Annotated in this window: 22 protein-coding genes; 16 read left to right on the top strand and 6 right to left on the bottom strand. The window is 38.1% G+C overall.

Features of this window, described 5'->3' with window-relative positions; all coding sequences use genetic code 11:
* Window positions 1-37: 37 nt before the first annotated feature.
* Window positions 38-1,237, bottom strand: a complete 1,200-nt coding sequence (gene fabV / locus ACVWYN_RS10340) for an enoyl-ACP reductase FabV (RefSeq protein ID WP_457288781.1) — start codon at window positions 1,235-1,237, stop codon at window positions 38-40.
* 383 nt (window positions 1,238-1,620) lie between these two features.
* Window positions 1,621-2,946, bottom strand: a complete 1,326-nt coding sequence (locus tag ACVWYN_RS10335) for a glycoside hydrolase 5 family protein (RefSeq protein WP_457288780.1) — start codon at window positions 2,944-2,946, stop codon at window positions 1,621-1,623.
* Between the two features lie 408 nt (window positions 2,947-3,354).
* Here ACVWYN_RS10335 and ACVWYN_RS10330 point away from each other — a divergent pair, with 408 nt between their 5' ends.
* The 6 genes from ACVWYN_RS10330 (at window position 3,355) to ACVWYN_RS10305 (ending at window position 10,957) form a co-directional block, all read left to right on the top strand.
* A complete protein-coding gene (locus tag ACVWYN_RS10330; RefSeq protein WP_457288779.1) occupies window positions 3,355-4,884 on the top strand; it encodes an ammonium transporter in 1,530 nt (509 codons plus the stop codon).
* 81 nt (window positions 4,885-4,965) lie between these two features.
* Window positions 4,966-6,192, top strand: coding sequence for a Na+/H+ antiporter NhaA (gene nhaA / locus ACVWYN_RS10325; RefSeq protein WP_457288778.1), 1,227 nt, complete (start codon window positions 4,966-4,968; stop codon window positions 6,190-6,192).
* A gap of 35 nt (window positions 6,193-6,227) precedes the next feature.
* A complete protein-coding gene (locus tag ACVWYN_RS10320; protein ID WP_457288777.1) occupies window positions 6,228-6,902 on the top strand; it encodes a response regulator transcription factor in 675 nt (224 codons plus the stop codon).
* Entirely contained in the window at window positions 6,899-8,263 is a 1,365-nt protein-coding gene (locus tag ACVWYN_RS10315; RefSeq protein ID WP_457288776.1) for an ATP-binding protein, read from the top strand. The genes ACVWYN_RS10320 and ACVWYN_RS10315 overlap by 4 nt, the downstream gene beginning before the upstream one ends.
* 57 nt (window positions 8,264-8,320) lie before the next feature.
* Window positions 8,321-10,069, top strand: coding sequence for an APC family permease (locus tag ACVWYN_RS10310; protein WP_457288775.1), 1,749 nt, complete (start codon window positions 8,321-8,323; stop codon window positions 10,067-10,069).
* Between the two features lie 18 nt (window positions 10,070-10,087).
* Window positions 10,088-10,957, top strand: coding sequence for a mechanosensitive ion channel family protein (locus ACVWYN_RS10305; protein ID WP_457288774.1), 870 nt, complete (start codon window positions 10,088-10,090; stop codon window positions 10,955-10,957).
* Here the strand turns inward: ACVWYN_RS10305 and ACVWYN_RS10300 are convergent.
* The 3 genes from ACVWYN_RS10300 to ACVWYN_RS10290 are packed head-to-tail and all read right to left on the bottom strand — an operon-like array spanning window position 10,938 to window position 15,364.
* Window positions 10,938-12,173 carry a cation:proton antiporter gene (locus ACVWYN_RS10300; RefSeq protein WP_457288773.1) on the bottom strand — a complete coding sequence of 412 codons (1,236 nt, stop codon included), beginning with the start codon at window positions 12,171-12,173 and terminating at the stop codon, window positions 10,938-10,940. The two genes, ACVWYN_RS10305 and ACVWYN_RS10300, sit on opposite strands and share 20 nt — an antisense overlap.
* 60 nt (window positions 12,174-12,233) lie before the next feature.
* Window positions 12,234-13,556, bottom strand: a complete 1,323-nt coding sequence (locus ACVWYN_RS10295) for a TIGR00341 family protein (protein WP_457288772.1) — start codon at window positions 13,554-13,556, stop codon at window positions 12,234-12,236.
* Window positions 13,553-15,364 carry a mechanosensitive ion channel family protein gene (locus tag ACVWYN_RS10290; protein ID WP_457288771.1) on the bottom strand — a complete coding sequence of 604 codons (1,812 nt, stop codon included), beginning with the start codon at window positions 15,362-15,364 and terminating at the stop codon, window positions 13,553-13,555. The genes ACVWYN_RS10295 and ACVWYN_RS10290 overlap by 4 nt, the downstream gene beginning before the upstream one ends.
* Window positions 15,365-15,569: 205 nt before the next feature.
* Between ACVWYN_RS10290 and ACVWYN_RS10285 the strand changes: the two genes are divergently transcribed.
* The 8 genes from ACVWYN_RS10285 (at window position 15,570) to ACVWYN_RS10250 (ending at window position 22,382) form a co-directional block, all read left to right on the top strand.
* The gene (locus ACVWYN_RS10285; RefSeq protein WP_457288770.1) at window positions 15,570-16,928 is read left to right on the top strand and encodes a chloride channel protein; all 1,359 of its coding nucleotides are present in this window, start codon (window positions 15,570-15,572) and stop codon (window positions 16,926-16,928) included.
* A 58-nt stretch (window positions 16,929-16,986) separates the two neighbouring features.
* A complete protein-coding gene (nhaA, locus tag ACVWYN_RS10280) occupies window positions 16,987-18,330 on the top strand; it encodes a Na+/H+ antiporter NhaA (RefSeq protein ID WP_457288769.1) in 1,344 nt (447 codons plus the stop codon).
* A gap of 91 nt (window positions 18,331-18,421) precedes the next feature.
* Entirely contained in the window at window positions 18,422-19,033 is a 612-nt protein-coding gene (locus ACVWYN_RS10275; RefSeq protein WP_457288768.1) for a cupin domain-containing protein, read from the top strand.
* 376 nt (window positions 19,034-19,409) lie between these two features.
* A complete protein-coding gene (locus tag ACVWYN_RS10270; protein WP_457288767.1) occupies window positions 19,410-20,132 on the top strand; it encodes a cytochrome b/b6 domain-containing protein in 723 nt (240 codons plus the stop codon).
* Window positions 20,116-20,907 (top strand): molybdopterin-dependent oxidoreductase, encoded by a 792-nt coding sequence (locus ACVWYN_RS10265; protein WP_457288766.1) that lies wholly within the window; start codon window positions 20,116-20,118, stop codon window positions 20,905-20,907. Before ACVWYN_RS10270 ends, ACVWYN_RS10265 begins: the two co-directional genes overlap by 17 nt.
* 31 nt (window positions 20,908-20,938) lie before the next feature.
* Window positions 20,939-21,691, top strand: a complete 753-nt coding sequence (locus tag ACVWYN_RS10260; RefSeq protein ID WP_457288765.1) for a DUF1223 domain-containing protein — start codon at window positions 20,939-20,941, stop codon at window positions 21,689-21,691.
* A 122-nt stretch (window positions 21,692-21,813) separates the two neighbouring features.
* Entirely contained in the window at window positions 21,814-21,906 is a 93-nt protein-coding gene (locus tag ACVWYN_RS10255) for a hypothetical protein (RefSeq protein WP_457288764.1), read from the top strand.
* Window positions 21,907-22,100: 194 nt separating this feature from the next.
* Window positions 22,101-22,382, top strand: coding sequence for an ATP-binding protein (locus ACVWYN_RS10250; protein WP_457288763.1), 282 nt, complete (start codon window positions 22,101-22,103; stop codon window positions 22,380-22,382).
* Here ACVWYN_RS10250 and ACVWYN_RS10245 read toward each other — a convergent pair.
* Window positions 22,372-23,286 (bottom strand): cation diffusion facilitator family transporter, encoded by a 915-nt coding sequence (locus ACVWYN_RS10245; protein WP_457288762.1) that lies wholly within the window; start codon window positions 23,284-23,286, stop codon window positions 22,372-22,374. The genes ACVWYN_RS10250 and ACVWYN_RS10245 overlap by 11 nt on opposite strands.
* Window positions 23,287-23,397: 111 nt before the next feature.
* On the opposite strand from ACVWYN_RS10245, the gene ACVWYN_RS10240 reads away from it, so the two are divergent.
* Window positions 23,398-24,117, top strand: coding sequence for a porin family protein (locus ACVWYN_RS10240; protein WP_457288761.1), 720 nt, complete (start codon window positions 23,398-23,400; stop codon window positions 24,115-24,117).
* 44 nt (window positions 24,118-24,161) lie between these two features.
* Window positions 24,162-25,877, top strand: a complete 1,716-nt coding sequence (locus ACVWYN_RS10235) for an IlvD/Edd family dehydratase (protein ID WP_457288760.1) — start codon at window positions 24,162-24,164, stop codon at window positions 25,875-25,877.
* The last annotated feature ends 5 nt before the right edge of the window (window positions 25,878-25,882 follow it).

Here is a 25,882-nt window from a genome sequence, read left to right as displayed (position 1 = left end):
CAAACAAAAAGTATAAAAAATACAGAAGTAGATTAGCCTATTTTGGTTCAACCAAGCCAGGTACATTAATCATTTCGTCTGTATCTGCGCTGTAATCTACGGCTGGCATACCAAATCCGAAAAGTTTTAAGAATTCAGTTTTGTAGCCTTCTAAATCTCCAATCGATGATAAAGTTTCTGTAGTTACTTCGTTCCACAAGGAGGCTACTCTTTCTTGAACATCCGCTCTCATCTCCCAATCGTCAATTCGAATGCGACCTTTCTCATCAACGGGAACCTTTGATCCACAGTATAATCTTTCGCTAAACAATCGTTGGATTTGTGCTATGCAACCCTCGTGGATACCTTTTGACTTCATTATTTTATACAACAATGAAATGTATAGCGGAATAACAGGAATCGCTGAACTAGCTTGTGTAACTAAAGCCTTATTAACAGAAACATACGCACGACCATTAATTTCCTTTAATTTATCATCAATGGTAAATGCTGTAGATTCCAGGTGATCTTTTGCATGTCCAATTGTGCCTTTCCGGTATACAGCTTCGGTTAAAGCCGGACCAATATAGGAATAAGCAACAGTGGTAAAGCCATTAGTTAATAAATTTTCAGCTTTTAACAAGTCTATCCACATCTCCCAATCTTCGCCACCCATTACGGCTACTGTATTCTCAATTTCTTCTTCATTTGCAGGGTCGATAGAAACCTCAGAAACGACTCCAGTATGAAAATCTACAGTCTTATCAGAAAAACTACCACCTATAGGCTTTAAAGTAGAACGGTGTGTAATTCCTGTTGTTGGATTGGTTCTCACAGGTGAAGCAAGACTATAGATCACTAAATCTACCTGCCCTAAGTCGGCTTTGATTAATTCAACAGTTTGTTGCTTTATTTCGTTGGAGAAAGCATCGCCGTTGATGCTTTTTGCATATAAGCCAGCCTTAATGGCTTCTGTTTCAAAGGCAGCAGTGTTATACCAACCTGGGGAAGCTGTTTTTCCTTCTTTAGGTGGTTTTTCAAAATAAACACCAATAGTGGATGCTTCTGATCCAAATGCACTTGTAATTCTTGACGCTAAGCCGAAGCCTGTTGATGCGCCTATCACTAAAACTTTTTTAGGGCCATCAATTGCACCTTTTGATTTAATGTAGTTAATCTGGTTTAATACGTTTTGCTCACATCCTTTTGGATGTGCTGTTAAACATATAAATCCACGAATTCTAGGTTCTATAATCATAATTCTTTAAGCTAATTTTTAAATTTACTTTTTTAGTTGACCTCTTAATAAATAAAATTTAAAATATTTACTTTTTGGTGTTTGAAAAATCGTGTATACATAAAAAAGGAGCGCCATCCAGGCACTCCTCATTCAATAATTAATTATCAAAACATTCTAACATTATAACTTCCAGCTAGTGTAGTGAAACTAAGGTTGATGCTTTCTGGTTTTCCAAATCCCCTTATCCACTAGCTCACCTACTAGGAACTGGGTATTTTTATATTTGTCGCCATTAATATAACCCCAGATAGATGGAATTTCTTTGGATATACACAATCGGGAGAAAATGATTTAATTAATTGGAATTGGCCTAAGTGAAAAATAAATAGGTTAGAAAGGTTTTACCTCTTACCTATGTTATCCATTTTTTGAGCATATTTCTTGATAACACTAATGGTACTGGTATCCGTATCAAAAACGGAGTACCATCCCTGTGCTTCATGTGGAGGATCACCTATAAAATCATCACCGGCTTTCCAAAAGCCTTTAGGGATTCTTGGACGCCCTTCGCCAGCCCATGCCCAGAAATTAACTCCAGCAAGCTCATTGTCCTTTTTATTGGAGCGGTTAAACACCTCTTCAAAAATTCTAGCATAGTATTTATCTCTTATTGATGTTGGTGTTGTTGATTCATGGCTATTCAAATCTCTTGAAATGCCGAACTCCTCTAAGACCAATGGTTTATTAAGCTTTTTAGCAATTGCTATATGTTCTTTAATATAATTTACCGCGTAATCAACCGATGGCTGAAAAGTTTCATTGGCCCTTTCCGGGTCATAAAAATTCCAATTTTGCACCCAAATGTGGATGGTAGTATAATCAATATATTTACTTGAATGATCTTTTTCAAGGTTGGTGCCAGATGCTACATCATTGGATGTTTTACCTTCACTTCCGGTTGTCACCAGATGGTTATGATCCAGTTTTTTTATAAAACCTGCGGTTGCATCTATCCATTTTAAGAAGTCAGGGATATTATCTACACCCCGGGGCTCATTGGCTAACTCCCAAGCCATAATAGTTGGATCATTTTTATAAGCGATTTTAGAAACGGAGTTAATCCGGTTTACAATAAACTCAATATGCTTATTAAAGGTCTCAACAGCTTTTTGATTAGAATAAAATTTAGCGGTAAATTCAGCGTACTTACCCCAATCACCATTAGGGTGTGGTGGTGGGTATGGAATAGAGTCGGCAGCACCCACCCAAACTAAATACTGTCCCATTCCGCCAGACCATGGCCAAAAATCATTCAGACACATAACTGCTTTCATATCTCTTTTTTTCATCTCACTTAAAAGAAAATCAAGACCTTCTATCACATCCTTATTATATTTTCCAGGGGCAGTTTGTAGTGATGGAAGCATTCTCCAAGGTTCATTATCTGGTCCTTCGCTTCCAGCAACAACACGCAGATTTCGCACACTCATCCCGGAAAGACGGTCCAATTCCCTAATTAATCGTGTTCTGTTGCCTCCTGCACCCTTAGAACCTAGGTTCATACCATACCAGAAATTGGTTCCCAAGTAGTAATAAGGCTTGCCATCTACTTCAAATGCGCTTTTGTTAACTTTTACAAAGCCAGTTGTTACTGTTTTAACCTTCTGTTCGCTATTACAGGCAAAACAAATGAGAGCAAGAGAAAATAGCAGATAGTTTTTAATCATACTTAAAATTTGATATAGTTATGGTCGATTTGAAAATGTAATATAATGATTTTTTCTACAAGAGAGAATGTGTAATTATTTATGATTTCTAATTAAATAAAATAGGAATTTCTGATTTTATTAGTCGATTAGTCGTTGTAAATTTAATTTTTGCCACATTTATATTTTTATTAGTATGTTTTTTGTATTTATTTAAATTTTTTACCTATAAAATCTAACAATATTTATAGATTTTATTTATTAAATTAGTTATAATATTGATTCTATTTGTTTTTAAAATGTTTTTTTTGTTTTTTTATTGAATTCTAAGGTTTTTTTAAGCTTTTTGTTTTGTAAAACCTTAATTTAGCTTTAATTCATTGAAAAATTCAAAGCAACACATGCATTTTTTAACTAAACCACATAAATATGAAGATTGAAATTCTACACAAAAAAATTCCTACCTATTTGCTCTTGGGTATGGTGTTAATGCTAGCATTAGTATTTTTGGAACCCATTCGCTCTTTTGCCCAAGATGCAACCGGTAGCAAAACAGGGACAATTAATGACGTCACAGCAGCAAAAGCAGGTGCACCAACTATGGGCGAAATTGGTGATGCCGTTGGCCACAACAAAATTGCAATCAACATCATGTGGACTCTGCTTGCAGGTTTTCTGGTAATGTTTATGCAAGCAGGTTTTGCACTAGTTGAAACAGGCTTTACCCGAAAGAAAAACGTAGCTCACACCATGGGTATGAACTTCATGGTATATGCTGTGGGTATGTTTGGCTTTTGGATATGTGGTTTTGCCTTCATGTTTGGGGGGGCATTAAATGCTGCCACCATTGGAGGAGCGCCAGGTGTAGTTAGTCACGAGTATATTGTGCACATGTTCGGGCATGATTTCGGAATTGCAGGTTCAGTAGGATTCTTCCTTAATAGCGATGTTTACGATGTAGGTGTATTTACTCTTTTCTTGTTTCAAATGGTTTTTATGGATACCACTGCTACCATTCCTACGGGTTCAATGGCAGAAAGATGGTCATTTAAATCCTTCCTGATCTTTGGCTTTTTTATTTCCATGTTTGTTTATCCGCTTTACGGCAACTGGGTATGGGGTGGCGGATGGCTATCTCAACTTGGTGCTAATTTTGGATTTGGACATGGCGTAGTCGATTTTGCAGGTTCATCTGTGGTTCATCTTGTTGGTGGTGTAGCTGCACTGGCCGGGGCCATAGTTATAGGTCCGCGTATCGGTAAATTTAATGCCGATGGCTCACCAAACACTATCCCTGGTCATAATATTCCAATGGCTTTGCTGGGTACGTTTATTTTAGCCTTGGGTTGGTTTGGTTTTAATCCTGGTTCCACTTTAGCTGGTGGAGATTTCCGTATTGCTATAGTGGCTGTAAATACCATGATGGCTGGTACTGCCGGTACCCTGGCTGTGCTAATCATTTTATATATACAAAAGAAAAAACCAGACCCTGGTATGCTTGCCAACGGTATGCTTGCTGGTCTGGTAGCTATTACAGCACCATGCGCATTTGTTAACTCTATATCATCAGTCATTATTGGGGCCATCGCCGGCGTTCTGGTAGTACTTACCATTTATTTGATGGATTATATTTTTAAAATTGACGATCCGGTTGGTGCATTCGCGGTTCATGGTGTAAATGGTGCATGGGGTGTAGTAGCGGTGGGTTTATTTGCTGATGGTTCTTATGGTGATGGTTGGAATGGAGTAAAAGGAACAGTTAAAGGTTTATTCTATGGTGATGGCACTCAGCTAACCGCTCAATGTATTGGCGTACTCACCTGCTGTATTTTTGTATTTGTAGTGATGTACCTGTTCTTTAAAGTATCCAATAAAATTACACCAATTAGGGTTGCTGCAGCTGATGAAGTGGGAGGTTTGGATATTCCTGAAATGGGTGTAATGGGTTATGTTGATTAAAAATCGCCTTCAATAAACCATATAATGTATGGCCGATAGCACTGATACTATCGGCCATTAATAAACTGATAATAGAGGATCATGGAAAGGATATTAAAAAAAGCGATCAATCCCCTAAGGATATTGATCAACGATAGTCGCTTTACTGGTATTATGCTTATAGCTTGTACCTTAATTTCAATATATCTGGCTAACTCTGGGTTTGCCCCTTATTATAAGGATCTTTGGAATAAAGTATGGCTGTCCACCTCATTCCCAATTCATCTTCCTGAAAACTTGCTAAGCTGGATTAACAATTTCATGATGGCATTCTTCTTTTTAATGGCTGGAATGGAAATTAAAAGAGAACTGATCAGTGGAGAGCTGTCATCTTTTAAAAAGGCAGTCTTGCCGTTTGGGGCAGCACTTGGGGGCATGATCGTTCCAGCGTTGATCTTCCTGCTTTTTAACCTGCACACTGGTTATTCAAAAGGATGGGGGATACCCACTGCCACTGATATAGCATTTTCTGTCGGCATAGCTTCATTATTGGGTAGCCGCATTCCGGTTGGATTAAAAATATTGTTAATGGCATTGGCCATAATTGATGATATGGGAGCCATTGTAGTCATCGCCTTATTTTATGGCGGACATATTAGTTGGTTGTTTTTAGGCATAGGTACGGTATTTTATTTGGGGCTGCTAGCCTGCAATTATTTAAAAATGAAATTTGGACCACTTCAAATTGTTTTATCATTACTAATGTGGTATTGCTTTTTTAATTCGGGAATTGAAGCTAGTATAGTTGGCGTCTTAGTAGCCTTTGCCACGCCTGTTGGCGAGTTGCCAAAAATCGAAAGATCGATACACCGCTACGTTAATTTTTTAATATTACCATTATTTGCATTGGCAAATACTGCGATATTGTTACCATCGGATATTACGGCTTCATTCAGCAGCACTGTTGGTTTGGGAATCATTGCGGGTTTGGTTATCGGAAAGCCTTTTGGGATATTTTTATTTAGCCGCTTACTTGTAGCTGTTAAAATAGCAAAGTTACCCAAAAATGTAGAATGGAAACAACTTTTCGGTATGGGAACATTGGCTGGAATAGGTTTTACTATGTCAATATTTACAACCATGCTTGCATTTAAACAACCCGCATTTCAGGACATTGCCAAGGTATCCATTTTATTTAGCGTTTTGCTATCATTGGTATTCAGTATAATTTACTTTTTAATCGTGAGTGTGGATATGAAATTTAAATACTTATCCGAAAATGAAAGAGAAGATGCTGCAAATAGTAAAGCTGCTCTAGAATTAAGCTAAATTTTTCATATTTTACAATACATTACTAAAATGTTATGTATAAGATCTTGTTGTTAGAAGACGACCATAAGATGGCAAACGAGCTAAAGATCTTTTTGGAAAGCCAGGATCTTTTTTGTGATATTGTATTTGACGGTGCTTTATTTTTTAAACAGCTGCAAATGGATAATTATAACCTTTACATTTTAGATGTGAATGTCCCTTTGCTTAATGGCATTGACGTATGTAAGAAAATTAGAACTACTAATGGGGTAATACCTATTTTGATGCTTACTGCTTATAGTGACGTAGAAAATAAGATCCTTGCATTTGAAGCTGGAGCTGATGATTATCTCGTTAAACCATTTCACCTGGAAGAACTGTCAGCACGTATTAAAGCTCTGTTTCGGAGAAGTTATTCGCAACAGGATAGCAGGAGGATCATTACTATTGATGATCTGGTTATTCATACCGGCGAGATGAAAGTAAGCCGGGCAGGTAAAGAAATATCCCTCACCCCAAAAGAATATAAATTAATTGAATTATTGGCTTTGGAGGAGGGGAAGCCTGTTTCCAAACAAACCATTGCTGCTAAAGTATGGGACATAAATTTTGAAACAGGAACAAATACGATCGAAGTTTACATTAATTATTTAAGAAATAAAATAGATAAAGGGCACAGCAGAGCATTAGTGCACACGCGTGCTGGTTTTGGGTATTACCTCAAATGAATTTAAAACAGCGATTTTCATTTATATTCAGTTCCTTATTCTCAGTTGTTTTAGCAACAGTCATGTTGATTGTATACTACCTATTTGCGGATATGAGACGAGAAGAGTTAATAGCAGAATTAACAGAAAAAGCTCAAACAACTGTCAAACTTCTGATAGAAACGCAAGAGGTTCATTATGACATGCATAAGATCATTGATAAAAACAGTGTAAATAACCTGCATTTTGAAAAGATTCAAATATATAATGAAACGAAAAAATTGTTGTACAGCAGTACAGTTGCACCAACCATAAAATTGACATATGCTGATCTGGACCTATTAAAAAAGAAACGGCTTGTGTTAAGAAACGTTAATCCCAATGTGGTATTGGGATTTTACTATAAAAGCGGGAACGATGGTTATTATGTATTGATATCTGCAGACGACAACTATGACAAAAATAAACTTAACCATCTAAAGTATGTCCTGTTTGTGCTATTTGTTACAGGACTAATAGTTGTATGGATACTTTCATTTAGCCTGAGCAAAAAAGCATTGGAGCCACTTGATAACTTCCGGAGAAAGATACAAGAGATTACAGATAGTAATTTAAAAATAAGGCTGTCCAAAGAAGAACGAGAGGATGAAATAAATACATTGGCAGGTTCCTTTAACCAGATGATGGACAGGATAGATAACGCCTATGACCGACAAAAGGAGTTTACAGGAAATGCCTCACATGAACTTCGCACACCTGTTGCACGCATAGCAGCTCAACTTGAAAATCTATTGAACCGCACGAATATAGATCCATCTATCAAATTAAGCCTGACAAGCATTTTTAATGATACCTTTCAACTTTCGGAAGTTATTAGTTCTCTGGTTGCTCTGGCTGACATTAATAGTCGTGAACACAATTTTTCTTTTGTAAAATTAAGATTAGATGAAATCATATTTAGTACTACAACAGAACTATCAAAAATATATCACGATTTTAAATTAAAGTTTGAAATAGAGAACAATACAGTAAATGAAACCGATTTGGAGATAATGGGAGATGAAACTTTATTAAAAATAGCCCTATCAAATTTATTTAAAAATGCTTACGTTTATTCTGATAACCATACAGTTGAATGTCTTATCAGACAAAACAACGGAGAAATAGAATTACTTTTAACTAATACTGGAAAAACTCCTGAAATTGAAGATCCGCGTACCCTATTTACAACTTTTTACCGTGGTAACAATAGTCATCAGGTTTCTGGTAGTGGCATAGGACTTAGTATAGTTAAACGTGTTTTGGACTATCACAATGCAACGATAATTTATAATATACTTGATAGTAATACAAATCAAATTGTTACCAGGTTTTTAGTTTGAAACATTTTTGCTGTCTAATGTGTTGAACTTGTACTATTCTGCAAAGAATTCATTCGTATGAACCAAACTTCTACCGCAATACATAAAAAATTAACGCAGTTACAGGCTACCTCCATTTGCGGAAATGATATTTCTTCTTCTTGTTTGTATGTATCTGCATTAACAATTGCTTATGCAGGCCAATATGCATGGATTTCCCTCTTGATTGTGGCATTGGTGTTATTCCTGTTTAGAAAAATTTATGGGGAAGTAGTTGGTGCATTGCCGTTAAACGGCGGAGCATATAATGTCCTGCTCAATACTACAACCAAACGTACAGCTTCTTTTGCTGCATGCCTAACTATACTTTCTTATATGGCAACAGCTGTAATATCTGCTTACGAAGCGATGTTTTATCTGCATGACATTGTCCATGCTTTGCCGCTAATAATAGCAACTATTATAGTCTTGTTTATTTTTATGGCGCTCACCATTATTGGAATTGGTGAATCCGCTATTGTGGCCGTAGTCATTTTTATTATACATCTTGTCTCCTTAACTCTGCTGGTAGTTACCTGCGGATGGTTTCTATTTAATAATGGCTTGGATGTATTTAAGTTGAATTGGCATGCTCCAGTCCGTTCTGGAGGAATAATAACTGCTCTTTTTTTAGGCTTTTCTGCAGCAATGCTTGGTATCTCTGGTTTTGAAAGTTCAGCAAATTTTGTAGAGGAACAGCAGCCTGGAGTATTTCCTAAAACGCTGCGCAATATGTGGTGGGTAGTTAGTTTCTTTAATCCTGTTATTGCCCTTCTTGCATTGAGTATAATTCCTATTTTATCTATCAGCGACCATCAGGAATCATTATTGTCCTTTATTGGTGAGACAGCCGGGGGCAAATGGTTAAGCTACATCATTTCTATTGATGCAGTTTTGGTACTGGGTGGTGCGGTACTTACTTCTTATGTAGGTGTTACAGGCTTAGCAGAACGTATTGCGCTAGATAGAATTCTTCCTAATTTTTTGTTGAAAAAGAATGCACGAGGTGTCAGTTACCGGATTGTTATTGGGTTTTTCCTCTTATGCGTATCTATTTTGTTGGTAACAAAGGGTAATCTGGCAAATTTGGCTGGTGTATATACTTTCTCGTTTTTGGCAGTAATGGCTCTTTTTGGTTTGGGTAACCTACTCCTGAAAGCCAAAAGAAGACGACTCCCAAGGCCTGAAAGGGCAGCCGTGCTTTCCGTTATAGTAGCCATAGCATTTATTGTTGCTGCATTTTTGGGAAACATGGAGTTAAACTTGCCATCATTCTACGTATTTATTAGGTATCTAATACCTTCGATGGCATTAATTCTTATTATGTTGAATAGGGCACTTTTGGTAAAGTGGCTGATTTACATAGTTACACATCTAAGTAAGCCGCTACGTAAACTAATATTAAACAATGTGAGACTGCACCGTGCACTTGTAGAAATGAATTCAAAAGAACTGGTGTTTTTTACTCGTGGAGATAATGTTGCCATTTTAAACCGAGTTATGATTTATGTAGAAGAAAATGAAGTGACCAAAAAAATTAAGATTGTACATATTTTGGATGCCAATAGTGATAATAAGAATTTAGAAAGGGATATTGAAGTATTAGATCGTGCCTATCCGGATATAGATATTGATTTTGTTGAAATTGAGGGACAATTTGGGCCAGATATTATTGAAATGCTATCCAAACGCTGGGATATTCCGAAAAATTTTATGTTCATTGGCTCCCCTGGGAACGAATTTCCTTACCGCGTATCAGAACTAGGCGGTGTAAGGTTAATTATGTAGTAACTAAACATTTTAAATATGGATATTAATAACGCTTATCAGTTGATTACTGATAAACTGATTATATGGGCTAAGGAGCTAATAAAGCTTTTACCAAATATTGCACTTGCAGCTTTTGTGTTGGTTTTTGGGTTTTTCATTGCAAAATATATAAGAAATTTATTGAGGCGATTAATCCGTCGTTTTGTTCATAATGAGACACTGGATAATCTTTTCAGTTCGCTTATTTATATTTTTCTACTTGGAATTGTCATCTTTATTTCTCTCAGCGTTCTTCAATTGGACAAAGCTGTTACCTCAATACTTGCAGGCGCTGGAATTTTAGGATTAGCTCTCGCTTTTGCTTTTCAGGATATCGCAGCTAACTTCATGTCTGGCATCTTTATTTCCATAAGGAAACCATTATATGTGGGCGATATTGTTAAGATAAAGGATTATATGGGGAAGGTGGAGGATATTAACCTCAGAGATACTGTTATCCGTACCTATCAGGGACAAATGGTAATTATTCCCAATAAAGATGTTTTCCAGAATCCGATAGAGAATTATACGCTGCTTGGTAAGCGGCGTGTAGATTTAACAATCGGCGTTTCTTATGGCGAAGACCTGGAAAGTGTAAAAGAAATTACGCTAGATGCTGTTAAAGATATTGAAGGCCTTGCTAAGGATGAGGAAGTAACTATGTTCTATACTGAATTCGGGAACAGTTCCATTAACTATGTTATTAGATTATGGATAAATATATCTGAGCAGGTTAATTTTCTTGAGGTTCAAAGTCAGGCAATCATTTGCATTAAAAAAGCTTACGATAAAAATGGAATTATGATTCCTTTTCCAATAAGAACACTTGATTTTGGTATAAAAGGGGCTAAACCTTTAACCACCTAGCTAGTTTTCCTACTGTCATTCCCTGAACAAGAATTGAAAATACTACAATAACATACGTGATCAGCACAAATTGATCTCTATACATAGAAGGGCTAAGTGAAAGTGCTAAAGCCACGGAAATACCACCCCTAAGACCACCCCAGGTGAGCATGGCCACTGCGTGTTTTTCGAATTCAATTTTATATTGTAAAAACGTTATCGGTAAAATCACTGAGATCCATCGTGCTAAAAGCACAATCAAAATACTGATCAATCCTATAATAAAGATGGTTGGCGTAGCTTTTATGATAAGCATTTCCAATCCTATAAATAGGAAAAGAACTGCATTTAATATCTCATCAATCAATTCCCAGAATTTACCTAAATAATCTCTGGTCATATCAGACATACTTTCTCTTTTAGACTTATTTCCAGTAATAAGACCGGCTATTACCATAGCTAGAGGTCCTGATACGTGAAGACGCCCTGCGATGAAATAACCTCCCATAACTATTGCTAGGGTAATGAGTACTTCAACTTTATAGTCGTCGATAGAACGTAGTGCCCAGTAACCGATGTATCCAAGCAGTGCACCAAAAATTAGTCCCCCAAGTGCTTCTTCCAAAAATAGTCCGGTTATTGAAAGCACTGAGACATTTCCAGATGTAGAGCGGGCTATTTCTGCCAAACTTACAAAAACTACAACGGCAACACCATCGTTAAATAAAGACTCTCCTGAGATTTTAAGTTCAAGGGACTTTGGAATATTTGCAGCTTTTAATAGGCCCAGAACAGCAATAGGGTCAGTAGGAGAGATGAGTGCGCCAAATAATAAGCAGTAAATTAGGGGTATTGGAAAACGAAATAAATCAAATACCCACCAGACCAGGCATCCCACTACAACGGTTGAAATTAGTATCCCAACAGTGGCCAAAACAGTTACCGGCAATAGTTGTTTTTTTAGCTTGCTTGCATCAATGTGAATGGCACCAGCAAAAAGTAAAAAGCTTAGCATAAAATTCATCAATACTTCCTGGAAATCTACTGATGTTGCCAGTTGAATTGCTTTTTCTGAAAGTATAGATTGTGAATTGCCAAAGCATACCAAGATTAAAGAGGAAACCAGTGAAAGTACCATGATCCCAATTGTTGGTGGCCATTTGATAAATCTGTGATTAATATAAGCAAATATTGCCGTTAGTACGATGGTGATGGCGATAATTTCCTGAGTGTTCATTGGGTTATTTTAGAATGCGAAATCGTATTTATTTTTATTGGTAATCCATTAAAATCCCTCTTAATCGCTTACAATTAATTGTAATGAATCAGTTTTGATACGGCTTTTAAGCCAAAGCTTTAGCCGGTTTGTCTCGGATTTCGAAATGGGCTTTGAAAAAGTAGTTACAGCCATTGTCACAGTATCGAGTTTGTTAACATCAAGTCGCTTTAAGACTACATTATTAATTGTGTATTGCCTTAAATCCGGATAAAGTGATTTCAATTCTTCCCGAAGATCAGGTATGGGCAGGTCAATGGCTTCATAGCTATTTCCTTTTTGTAGGGTGGAATCGCTTTGGTAGACTGCTTCAAGAATACTGGCTTTTATTTGCGACATATCTAACTCATTTTTAGCATTTAGACCCTGCCGGATTACCAGTTTCGTGTTTCCAAGTTTATACGCAGGGAGTTTTTTTTGAAGTGAATCTAGCTGCATCGGATTCAATTCTGTACCTAAAAGCAGCAAATCAATCTCATTTCCCTTTCGGCTGTAGTTATAGCTCTTGCTAATGACCTGTGTATCTTTGTAATTTATTTCTTTTTGTATAAATAATCGGGCACTATTTTCAAATATGCTTCGGTCAACAATGCGGTAAGCCAAATATACGCTTGGAGCTGCCGTAATAAGGACAACTATTAAAATGTAGCGGCTTACTCGCTTTTCATCAGCTTTATCAGCGAATTCTTTCTTGTGAAATTTCAGATAGCGAACGATCAGGTAGGTAGCCACACAGATGAAAATGCTATTAATGAAATAAAGATACATGGCACCCATAAAAAAGTAAATATTTCCAGATGCCAATCCGAAACCTGCTGTACATAATGGCGGCATTAAAGCTGTTGCAATAGCCACACCGGGTACAACGTTGCTTTTTTCTATCCTGGTAACAGCAATGATGCCTGCAAGACCGCCAAAGCCTGCAATAAAAACATCCCAAATGGAAGGGGAGGTACGAGCAAGGATTTCAGAAGAGGCATCATGAAGCGGTGTAATCCAGAAATACAAAGTTGAAGTTGCGATACTGAAGATCGTCGCGATGACGATGTTTCTAACTCCTTTTTTGACGAGTTCAAAGTCGTTAATACCGATACCAAGACCTACCCCCATAATAGGTCCCATTAAAGGGGATACGAGCATAGCTCCAATAATTACAGCTGTAGAATTTACGTTTAAACCAATTGACGCTATGAAAATTGCGAAGATCAGTGTCCAAAGATTTGCTCCTTTAAATTCTACATTTTTTCGTATAGATTCAATGGTCTCAGATTCCCGGGCACTATCTTCATTAAGGCTAAACCGGTAAGAAATGAAATTTTTAATAGATTTTAATATTTCGTTCATAATACTGGAGGGATCGTTGTTGCATTTCCATCACGTATTGCTTTATAATGCGGAGACATGATTTCTACACCTGCTGCATTAAAATGGTCCTGAATATTTGAATGCAGTGATGAATAAATTGCTGCCTGCTTGTTAGGGTTTTTTGTATAGGCGTTTATCCGATAGCTCACATAATAATCATCAAGGCTAGTTTGATAAACATATGGTTGGGGTTCCTGTTCTATAAGTTGGGTTTTAAGAGCAGCATCTATCAGAAGCTGATGAACTTGCCTCCAGGGCACATCATAGCCGATGGTGACCGTAGTGTGAATGATCAGACCAATACTGCCTGCCTCTTCACTGTAGTTTGTGGTATGGTTACCCATTACTGTAGAGTTGGGTATAGAAATGATCTCGTTCTGTATAGTGCGTACCCTGGTAACTAAAAGTGTCTTTTCCATCACATCACCAGTAACTTCACCAATTTTAACCCGGTCCCCAATTTTAAATGCTCGCATATAAGTTAGGACCAATCCTGCTACTACATTGCTAAGCGCTCCAGCAGAACCAAATGTGAACAATACACCCATAAATACAGATACCCCTTTAAATATATCAGAGTCATGACCTGGTAAATATGGAAAAATCACTACGAGCATAAAGGCTAGCAATAAAGCCCTGGTGATTTGGTACGTAGGATTTGCCCAGTCTGCATAAAAGCCCGGAATTTGGAGTTTACCCCTTTCCACCTCAGTTTTGATAAAATTAATGAAACGGAGCAGGTACCTGAAAATAATGATCAAAACCAAAATAGTGATCATATTTGGAATGTAGTCTGAAACTGCAATACCAATTTTCTTAAGTGGGTTGACAATATAGCCCAGTAAATTCACAGAAATATCCCTGGTAAAAGGAAATATTCCGAAAAGTACCGGTAATGCAAGGTAAACGACAAGGATGATGATTGCCCATTTTAGAATACCAATTACTGTTCCAATAAAATTATACTGGCGCTCGGCATTCAGCAATTCATAATTCCGTATTCGGATACCGTCTTTAAACTTTCCCTCATAGCTATGGATCTTTAGCGTAATCCAGTTAAAAAGCCTGTTAATTCCTTTTAATAAAATGATGACCAACCCAACAACAAGCAAGCTCAGTAAAATTTCTTTTATTAATACCTGCCAGCTGGTCTCGTGTTGATAATCTAGAACTGCCTTTCCTATTTTGGATCGGATTGTTGATGCAAGCTTTTTCTGGCTTGTTTCTTTCCAAAGTGCATCCTCATCTGAAATTGAAATCAGTAAACTGGTTTTGAAAACTAGGTCGGTGGTCTGCTCTGAGCTCACTATTTTAATGGAATCTGTTTGGAAAAGTGGATCATCTTCCAATCCTGATATTCTTTTACTCACCGCCTCGGCCCGATCGGCCGCTGAAAAACTGCCTTGTCTCGTGTAGATTCTAAAAAGTGTATCTCTCTGATAAACTACTGGGGCTCCTTTTACAAATTTTCTTAAGGAATCTACCTGTTGCCTTTGGCGAACTTTGTGAAGAGAATCTCCCTTTTTTAGTAAGTTAAGCTCGATGAGAAGTGCTGCCCGCTTTGTATTCTGTCCATCTCCAAGAATACTAAATTGTCGCTGTAACTCTGTGCGCTTTAGTGAATCGGAAAATCTTTCGGCAGCAAGTTGGCTAACTTTATTCAATCCATCAGTCAGTTGCCTTTTGGATAATGTATCGCCTGAGGTTTTTATGCTATCCAGTTGCGCTGAGGAAAGATAAGGTAAGCAAAAAACAAGCAGGCTAAAAAGTGTAAAGATTTTTCTCATAAGTATTAGATTAAAAGTAATGTTTTTTTTTCAATCTGGGTATGACTTTCAGATTGCTAGTTTGAGTAACCATGAAAATTTACGAGAATATTTTTAGTACATTAGCGACACTTTCTGAATAACAAATTGAAGTATTAGCCCTTTTATTCAGGGAGATCTCTCCCGCAGATCTTATGCCGGGTAAACATCAAAACCAGTTAAATCTATGAGTAACCTTATTTTCAATACCCGTGTTTACTTCAAAAATGCATTTGACAGAATTAATAACCAGGGGTATAAAAAGAACGTTTTACAAGCCATTCCATTTTGGATAGCTTCTGTGATTACCGGTCTGATTGCGGTAGCTTATACAAAACTGTTTTTATTGGCAGAAACTCTTACGGAATACATATATCACCAGCATGCCTGGTTTTTATTTATCTTAATGCCAGTCTGCTTTCTTCTTGCCTGGTGGCTTACCAAACGATTTGCTCCGTTTTCAAGGGGTAGTGGTATACCACAGGTAGTTGCTGCCATACAGATCACAGGACCGAAAACCGATCACCAGGTTGTTCGTTTACTAAGTTTAAAAGTTATGCTGGTAAAAATATTATCCAGTCTTGTTATGGCCATTGGTGGTGGAGCAATAGGAAGGGAAGGACCTACCATACAAATAGCGGCCTCAGTATTCAGAAAGGTTAATGAGCTTTTACCGCCATGGTGGCCCAAAGTAGCAAAACGAAATATGATTGTAACTGGAGCTGCAGCTGGTTTAGCTGCTGCATTTAATACCCCTCTAGGAGGAATTGTATTTGCTATAGAGGAATTGACCAAAACACATTTTAGTTATTTTAAAACAGCAATTTTCTCGTCAGTAATAATTGCAGGTTTAACTGCTCAGGGTATATTAGGGCCTTACCTTTATCTTGGTTATCCAAAGATACTAGGGCTTTCGGGTTATATATTTTTGGGTGTTGCACTGGTAGCCATTATTTCTGGCTTGTTGGGTAGCATCATGTCAAAGCTTATCCTAATCATTTTCCAATGGAAGGCCAAGTTTAAGTTTACCCATCAGCATGTACTTTACATTTGTTGTTGTGCGCTTGCCATGGGGGTTCTAGCTACTTTTGTAAGTTATGATATTCTTGGGTCCGGTAAAGACATCATGCAAAAAACGCTGTTCACACAGGATAAATACGTTGCGTGGTATACACCAGTGCTAAGAATTGTTGGGCCGTTACTATCCTTTACAACTGGTGCTGCAGGTGGTATATTTGCACCCGCATTAGGAGCTGGTGCAAGTCTTGGTTCTTTGATTTCGGGCTGGTTCCAGTTATCAGAATCAAATACCAATCTACTGATTTTGGCAGGAATGGTGAGCTTTTTAACTGGTGTTACGAGATCACCATTTACGTCTGCAATTCTTGTGTTGGAAATGACAAATAGACATGGTGTAATCTTCCACCTGATTCTAGCAGGTATGATTTCAAGTGTTGTTGCTATTGTAATAGATAAGCATTCTCTGTATGATCATCTCAAAGTGCAATATATTAAAGAATTGGAGGCAGAGGAACATGCGCGATGATGCGCGCTATTTTTCCGTCCTTTTATCTTATTTTTGTTTCTGATGTTAATCAATAACCATGAATAACAAATCCCCCATAGAAAAGATCATAGCTCCGGTTAGCAGGTTTATACATTTGGAATATACTAGCGGAATTGTTTTGTTAATTACAGTGATCATAGCTATCATTTGGGCCAATTCATCATGGCATAATGCATATCATCACTTATGGGAAATTGACTTTTCTGTGGGGTTCAATACTTCTGTTCTTAGTCTTCCTTTGCATGTTTGGATAAACGACGGGCTTATGGCTATTTTCTTTTTTGTCATCGGACTTGAGCTTAAAAGGGAATTTATGAATGGAGAACTGTCGTCCTTCAGGAAAGCATTGTTACCGATGAGTGCAGCTTTAGGTGGAATGATTGTGCCAGCTTTGATCTATTTTGCAATTAATGCAGGGACAGACGCAGATCATGGCTGGGGTATTCCAATGGCTACAGATATTGCTTTTGCGCTAGCATTACTCTCTATGGCAGGGAAACATATTCCCTCTTCCGTCAAAGTATTTCTATCTGCCCTTGCCGTTGCGGACGATTTGGGTGCAGTATTAGTAATAGCTTTTTTCTACACCTCAGGTGTCAACTTCACAGCTTTGGGTATTGCGGGTATTTTTCTGATTGTTCTTATTGCAGGTAACAGGCTTGGTGTAAGGAACAGTATGTTTTATCTCATCATAGGATTTGGTGTATGGATTGGCTTTTTGTTGTCTGGTGTTCATGCTACAATTGCAGGAGTACTCGTGGCCTTTACAATCCCTGCAGCCACAAGGATCAACGAAGTAGTTTATTCAGATAATCTCAAGAAATTAACACAGGAGTTTGAGCAGGAGATTCCAAGTAATAGTACTTTAACTACTCCTCAACAACATCAGACTATTCAGCATGTTAAAAATCTTAGTATGGCTGCTGAAACGCCATTGCAAAAAATTGAACATGCTTTACACCCATGGGTAGCTTTCGGTATCATGCCATTGTTTGCACTAGCTAATTCTGGGATTGTGATTGGTGCTGATTTTCTTACATCAGTCATCAACCCAGTTTCAATTGGTGTAACAGTAGGGCTTGTTGCAGGTAAGTTTATTGGTATCTTATTCTTCACCTGGTTGATGGTAAAAACAGGAATGGGTATGTTGCCTGAAGGCGCAAACTGGAGGCACATTATTGGAGTGGCACTACTTGGGGGTATTGGGTTTACGATGTCACTTTTTATCAGCGGATTAGCTTTTAAAAATCCTGAGTTTGTAGATCAGGCTAAGTACGGGATACTTATCGCTTCGATATTAGCAGGTATATTGGGTACTCTGGTATTGAAATCAGGGAAGAAGCGTAATCTTTCAACATCCGATAACAGTAATCTTTCGTAATTACATTATCTTTACATTTGTAAATACCAATAAAAAAACATAATCCTTAAATGATCATAACTATCCTTGCACGATTTTTCTCCTCAACACTATGAAAGACTGGAAAGAAGTGATTGATTCAGGGTTACTGGAATTGTATGTCTTAAATGAAACCACTGCAGAGCAGAATTCAACTATCGAGCTCCTAGCCTCAGTTCATCCTGAGATACATAAAGAAATTGTAGCGATTGAAGTTGCGCTTGAAAAGTTTGCACTTAGTTATTCAATTGATCCTGATCCCATCATCAGGCCTTTTTTATTGGCAACAATCGATTATTCAACACGAATTAAATCAGGAGAAACTATTGCTATTGCTCCATTATTGGATGAAAACTCAAAGCCTGAGGATTACGGAGAATGGCTTATAAGAGATGATATGCGGGCCCCTGCTGACTTTGAAGATGTCTTTGCAAAAGTTATGAGTTATACGCCTGAGGCAATTTCAGCTATCGTTTGGGTTAGATCTATGGCACCACAAGAAGTTCATGATCATGAGTATGAAAGATTTTTGATCCTGGAAGGTAGCTGTGATATTTACGTAGAGCAGGAAGCCTTTAGTTTAATAGCCGGAGATTACTTTCAAATTCCCCTTCATAAGAAACATCATGTGCAGGTTACTTCTAAATTTCCTTGCAAGGTTATTTTGCAGCGGGTGGCAGCCTAACTCAAAATATACATATAAAAAAAGAGTATGCCCAAACGCTAGGACATGCTCTTTTTTTTTAAAAGACTTTCCAATTGCATTTTTGTAGAATCCACAGTCACGACAAAAAGGTTTTCTTCGATATGAAATGCATAAAAATCGGTGTTTAATGGGTGTGTTCTGGGTGTTTGATGGGTGTTGGCTCGGTGTATTCACCCAGAACATACCCCTAGAAGGCCGAAAACACCCAGAAATTGTACAAGGACATATCCAGCTCATATAAAACAAAATCAATTCGTAACGATTTTATGCGCATAACATGTTAATATAAATTTGTTTGTAAGGAATTATTGGTAATATCGTCTAACGGTATAATGAATGGGATCAACTGCAACCTATGAAAGTAATTAAAGAAAAGCATCCTTTGCTGATGCGCTGGACGCACTGGGTAAATTTCCCTGTATTATCGGTTATGATTTGGAGTGGTTTGTTCATCTATTGGGCAAATGATGCCTATGGAATATCTATTTTTGGGTTTAGCCTATTCAAATTCTTTCCTAAATGGTTCTATGATTATTTTCATATTTCTCGGAGATTGGCAGAAGGAATGGCATTTCATTTTTTGTTTATGTGGTTCTTTTTCATAAATGGGCTGCTTTACATTGGCTATACTGTCCTATCTGGAGCATGGCGGGAACTTCTGCCAAAAAGGGGTTCATTTAAAGAAGCCTGGCAGGTTTTGCTTCATGATCTGCACATCAGGACAACTGTTCCTCCCCAAAAAAAATACAATGCTGCACAACGAATTGCGTATACGGCAATTATTTTGATGGGCTTCGGTTCAGTATTTACCGGTCTGGCCATATATAAACCTGTTCAGTTTTATTGGATTTGCTGGTTATGCGGAGGTTATCATGTAGCAAGAATTCTTCATTTTGCGCTCACAATAGGTTATGTTTTATTTTTTCTCATCCACGTTTTGCAGGTGGTCCTTGCCGGATGGAATAACTTTCGATCTGTAGTGTCCGGATTTGAGGTAGTGGAAACAGTTGAAGAAACTGAACAAGAAATTGCAGTTGAAAACTCCCAAACAAATAATAGCGATGGAAAACAAATCTAAGGAAAGTTCAAAAATTCCACTTACGGTGGACCAAAAGATCAAGAGACGGAATTTCATTTCTTTTGGTGTTTTCTTTGCTGCCAGCACTGGCGCTATTGCTAGCTGGGAATGGCTTTTAAAGACTCCAAAAGAGACTCTTGGAATTACAGGTGGTACACGGGTGCCGTTAAGGAAGGCATTGAATAAGACAGAACTTTTCTTTAGAAATTTCTTCAGTAATAATCACCTGGTGAAAACCTATCCTACCGAAATGGCTGCTAAACAAGTGCGCGTAAATAGTTTAATCGGAATAGAGGAAGATACAGATTTTGATCCACAAAAATGGAAGTTGAGTGTACTGATAAAAAACGGAGAAAGCTTGAATGTTAATTTGGCGGAAATCAAATCTCTCCCGAAAACAGAGATCATTTACGATTTTAAATGTGTAGAAGGATGGGACCAAATCCAGCATTGGGGTGGTGTTAAGTTGAGCGATTTTTTGAACCATTTTAAACTGGACGAAGAAATTAAAAAACAATATATGGGGCTGCAAACCCCCAATGGGAAATACTACATTGGTTTGGAAATGCAATCCGCGCTTCATCCTCAAACTTTGTTGGCCTATGAAATGAATGGTAAGCCATTGGCTAACGAACATGGTGCACCGCTACGTTTAATCATTCCTGTGAAATACGGAATTAAAAATCTCAAGAGAATTGGCACTATGTCTTTTAGCAACAGTAGGCCAAAAGACTACTGGGCAGAGCATGGTTACGACTATTATTCAGGACTTTAAAGGGTTCTATCAGTTAATTATACATGACAACATGAAAATAGGAATCATTATAGCCACAGTATCACTTTTCGCATTGTTCGGAATTGCATCTGGTTTATCAAATAAAAAAAATGTAAAAACTGAGTCTCCAGGCTTTGCGGTTGTGGAACTGTTTACTTCTGAAGGTTGCTCCAGTTGTCCTCCGGCAGATGCACTGGTCAGCAGAATTGCGAAGGAATACAGGGGTCAGCAGGTTTTCATTCTTGCCTTCCATGTAGATTATTGGAACCGCCTTGGTTGGAAGGATCCATTTAGCAATGCCGACTGGTCTGCCCGACAATACCTATATTCCAATTTTTTGCACGAACGGCAAGTTTATACACCTCAAATCGTAGTAAATGGTAAAGCTGCGTTTGTTGGTTCTGATGAAAAGATGCTTCGTAATAGTTTAAAAGTTAACTTGGCGAATAAAAAAAGTGCGCAACCTTCAATAAAGGCAACTATAGAAAATAATTTGATCAAAGTGGTTTTTGAGACCAGTTATTTGGGAAATAATTACAATGTAAATGTAGCATTGGTACAGAAAAATGGTTTCTCCAAAGTGCAAAGAGGCGAAAACCGCGGACTTAGCTTATCACATGTTCAAATTGTAAAAGAGTTAGCTATAAAACCATTGCTTAACAATTCATCATTGTTAACGCTTGATTTTGAGGCGGGATCTAAGGTAGACGATTTTGAACTGATTGGATTTGTTCAGGATAACAAGACCGGAGAAATTATTACTGCAACAAGACAAAACCTGTAATCCTTCAAAAGCTGATGTATGCATAATTGAACATATTGCTGCAATGGATGTAGCTGTGCCCCAATGAGATTGGACCAGGTGTATAAAATATTCACTCACTGCGTGTACCGAGTACAGAAGAAATGGTATCTCTTTTGGAAAGGGCCGCCGACTTATTGCCGGCACAAAATCTATGGGTAAACTCAGACTGTGGACTGAAAACGCAAATGGCCTGAAACTGAAGCTTCTTTAGAGCACATGATTGCTGCTGCTAAACAGGCAAGAGTGCAAATCAAATTAGAAGTTTTTAGTTAGTTAGTTTTGGATGTCCGATATCAAACCAAATGTTCGATATCGGACGTTCTAATAAAACTATTTTTTAGTTATTTCGTTGTTTGTCAACTATATAGTGTTGGTTCCAAACTAACAGGTGCTTATCAATGTGGTTAAGAATGCCATGGAAGCTATAAGTAACAATGTCATTATTATTTTTAAACTTGATCCGTTAAAAAGGATGCTTATCATAGAAGACAATGGAATAGGAATTTCGGCAGCGCTTAGTGAGCAGCTTTTTAGCCCCTTCTTTAGTACAAAAAAAGATGGGCAGGGTATTGGACTTACATTGGTAAGGGAAATTCTTTTAAACCATGGGTTTGATTTCTCTTTAAAAGCCACCGAAAGTGGAACAACCGCTTTCTCCATTAAGGTCTGACCGCTTCGGGCTGAATAATTATAAAGCTAACCAGGGGAAATGCCTTTTTAATACTTTTCCTGATTCGTATGATGGCCTCATTAATGTCTTCTGTGTCCAGATCATCTCTAAAAGCAATAATGAGCATCAGTACAACCTCTTCCGGCGACTGGTAAGTAGATAAAATGTGCCTTGCCTGGATTACTGAATCGTCCTTTTGTGCAAGTGCGATGATTTTCTGCTGGGTTTCAGGGGCGATCCCTTCTCCCATTAGCAAGCTTCTGCTTTCCCTGGCTAGAATAATGGAAATTGCAACCAGCAGTAGCCCAACAAGTAAGGAGGCTAGTCCGTCCATATATGGGAGGGTGTAATAGTGCCCAATAAATAAACATATGGCTACTATGCACAAGCCTAACACAGCGCCTCCATCTTCAAAAAGTACTAAAAAATTTGCAGGATTTTTACTTTTTATAATTGCTTTCCACAAGCTGTCTGTCCCCCTTGTTTTATTAAATTCCTTCCAGGCGATGTAGAGTGAAGAACCTTCAAAAATTACTGATAAAGCCAATACTACATAATTCCAGGTAGGATCTCTTAATTCTTCAGGATGGATGATGTGTGTTATACCTTGATAGATCGATAAACCACCACCCAGCCCAAATATCAAAATAGAAACGATGAAAGACCAGAAATAGAGTTCCTTGCCATAGCCAAATGGCCTCAAAGCATCAGCCGGTTTTTTGCTCTGGTGTATACCAAATAAAAGTAACAATTGATTTACCGTATCAACCACAGAATGTATCCCTTCAGAGATCATGGCAGCGCTGCCACTTAGCGTTCCAGCCACAAACTTGGTAATTGCAATTAATAAATTGGCGATAAGTGCACTGTATATCGATTTCTGAGACGTGGATTTTGACTTCATTCTTAATACTATAACAAAAACAAGACATAAAAGATTCATCAGTTTGAAAGAAATTAGTTTCTTTTTTAATTATATTTATGACACACACAATGAAACTAAATATAAACTCAAATGAAAAAATTAATCACGGCAGCATTCGTGCTGCTAAGCCTTTGTACAAAGGCACAGGACAAGCCGATCCGATTAGGGGTTAAGGCAGGCGTAAACGTATCATTATTCACCAGTACTATTCCTCCGTTTGATGATGCCAACGGTACCCGCTATGAGTATTACACAAGGGATGTGAGGTCTTCCGGTATGGCTGGACTTACTGCAGAGTTCCTGCTTACTAAAGGATTTTCTATAGGAGCAGAAATTCTTTATAGCACAAGAGGTATGATGTATTCTGAACGAAATGATTACGTGGTTGTTGTGGATGACAACGGCTCGAGAAATGCGAGAAACAGGTTTGTTTATGTGACGGACTATCTGGAAGTTCCTGTTACGATAAACTATAATTTCTTCCCATCAACAGCTCGGACTTGGCTTGCCGCATATGCCGGCTTAGCTCCAGCTATGTCTATTCACAGCAAAACAAAGTTAAGATATGCTAAAAATACTGATGGAGATGGATACAAGGCATCAAATGAAAATGGAGAACTCAACGATGTACGGCTAATAAACAACAATATACTTTTTGGTGTACAGGCAGGGGATCAAAAATCTCATGTTTATGCTGATTTTAGAGGTGCTTATACTTTGAGGCCGGTATTTAGCAGGTCGTCTATTAACGGAAGTAATTTGGAAACAAAAATGCTGACTATGACTATCGCTATTGGCTATAAGTTTTAAATGATATTATTACATTAGGCAACTTAACCAAGTATCGATCTAAAATGGATAAAAAACAACTCAGAAGTCAGGGCTGGTTTGGTAAAAAAGGAAAAGATGGTTTCATCTATCGCGCCTGGATGAAAAACCAGGGGATTCCTGCCCATCAATTGGAGGGTAAGCCTGTTATAGGAATATGCAACACCTGGTCTGAACTTACCCCATGCAATGCACATTTTCGTGAGCTTGCAGAATCTGTAAAGAACGGCATCTATGAAGCAGGTGGTTTTCCGGTTGAGTTCCCTGTAATGTCCCTTGGTGAAACCTTGATGAAACCTACAGCTATGCTTTACCGCAACCTGGTAAGCATGGATGTGGAAGAATCCATTCGTGCCAATCCGCTGGACGGCGTCGTATTGCTTTGCGGTTGCGACAAAACTACTCCCGCATTGCTAATGGGCGCTTGTAGTGTAAATATCCCTACAATAGTGGTTTCTGGAGGTCCAATGTTAACGGGTAAGTACCGGGGTAATGACATCGGTACATCAGATATATGGAATTTCTTTGAAGATAATCGCTCTGGTTTAATGAGCGAAGAAGAGTTATATGTGGCAGAATCGTGCTTAGCGAGAAGCAGGGGACACTGTGCGGTGATGGGAACGGCCTCTACCATGGCTTGTATGGTAGAAGCCTTAGGGATGTCACTGGCTGACAATGCAGCTATACCAGCCGCGGATTCCCGACGAAAAGCACTGGCTCATTTGTCTGGCAATCGAATTGTACATATGGTTAAAGAAGGATTAAAACCATCAGATATATTGACCAGAGCAGCTTTTGATAATGCGATAACAGTAAATGCAGCCATAGGCGGTTCTACAAATTTTATCATCCATTTGTTGGCGATTGCCGCACGGATAGGCGTAGAACTAAACATCGACGATTTTAATACATCTGAACGGGGTGTTCCTCTTATGGCTAACCTAAAACCCTCTGGTAAATACTTTATGGAAGATTTCTACTATGCAGGAGGACTCCCTGCCTTAATGAAAGAACTAGAACGGCATTTGCATTATGAAACCATTACAGTTACAGGCAAGCCAATGGCCGATAATTATCGCGATAGCAATTGTTATAACAGAGATGTGATTGGCTCCTTGGAGAAGCCATTTAATGAGGTTGCGGGCATCACTGTTATCAAAGGAAACATTTGTGAAAACGGAGCGGTAATCAAACCATCTGCTGCTACTTCATCTTTGCTAAAGCATACAGGAAAAGCTGTGGTATTTGAGAATATTGAGGATTATAAAGATAAAATTGATGATCCAAACCTTGATGTAGAAGAAGGAGATATATTGGTTTTGAAGAATGTTGGACCGCGTGGATATCCCGGCATGCCGGAAGTTGGCAATATGTCCATTCCTAAAAAATTACTCGACAAAGGGGTGAGAGATATGGTTCGCATCTCAGACGGCAGAATGAGCGGAACGGGTTACGGTACTGTTATTTTGCATGTATCGCCTGAGGCTGCAATTGGAGGCACACTTGCCATTGTGCAAAATGGAGATGTAATTACGCTCGATGTGCTGGCAGGAACCATCAACTTAGAAGTAACAGATGAAGAAATTGCAATGCGAAAGGCTAAATGGTTGGCACCGGATAAGATAACGCCAAGGGGATATACCCATCTTTATCAGATGCATGTAGAGCAAGCACATTTAGGTGCTGACTTCGATTTTTTAAAAGGAAGTTCAGGAAGTGATGTAGTTAAAGATTCACATTGATACGA

This window comes from Pedobacter sp. UYP24 (assembly GCF_054057295.1).
This window is presented reverse-complemented; position numbering and strand designations above follow the sequence as displayed.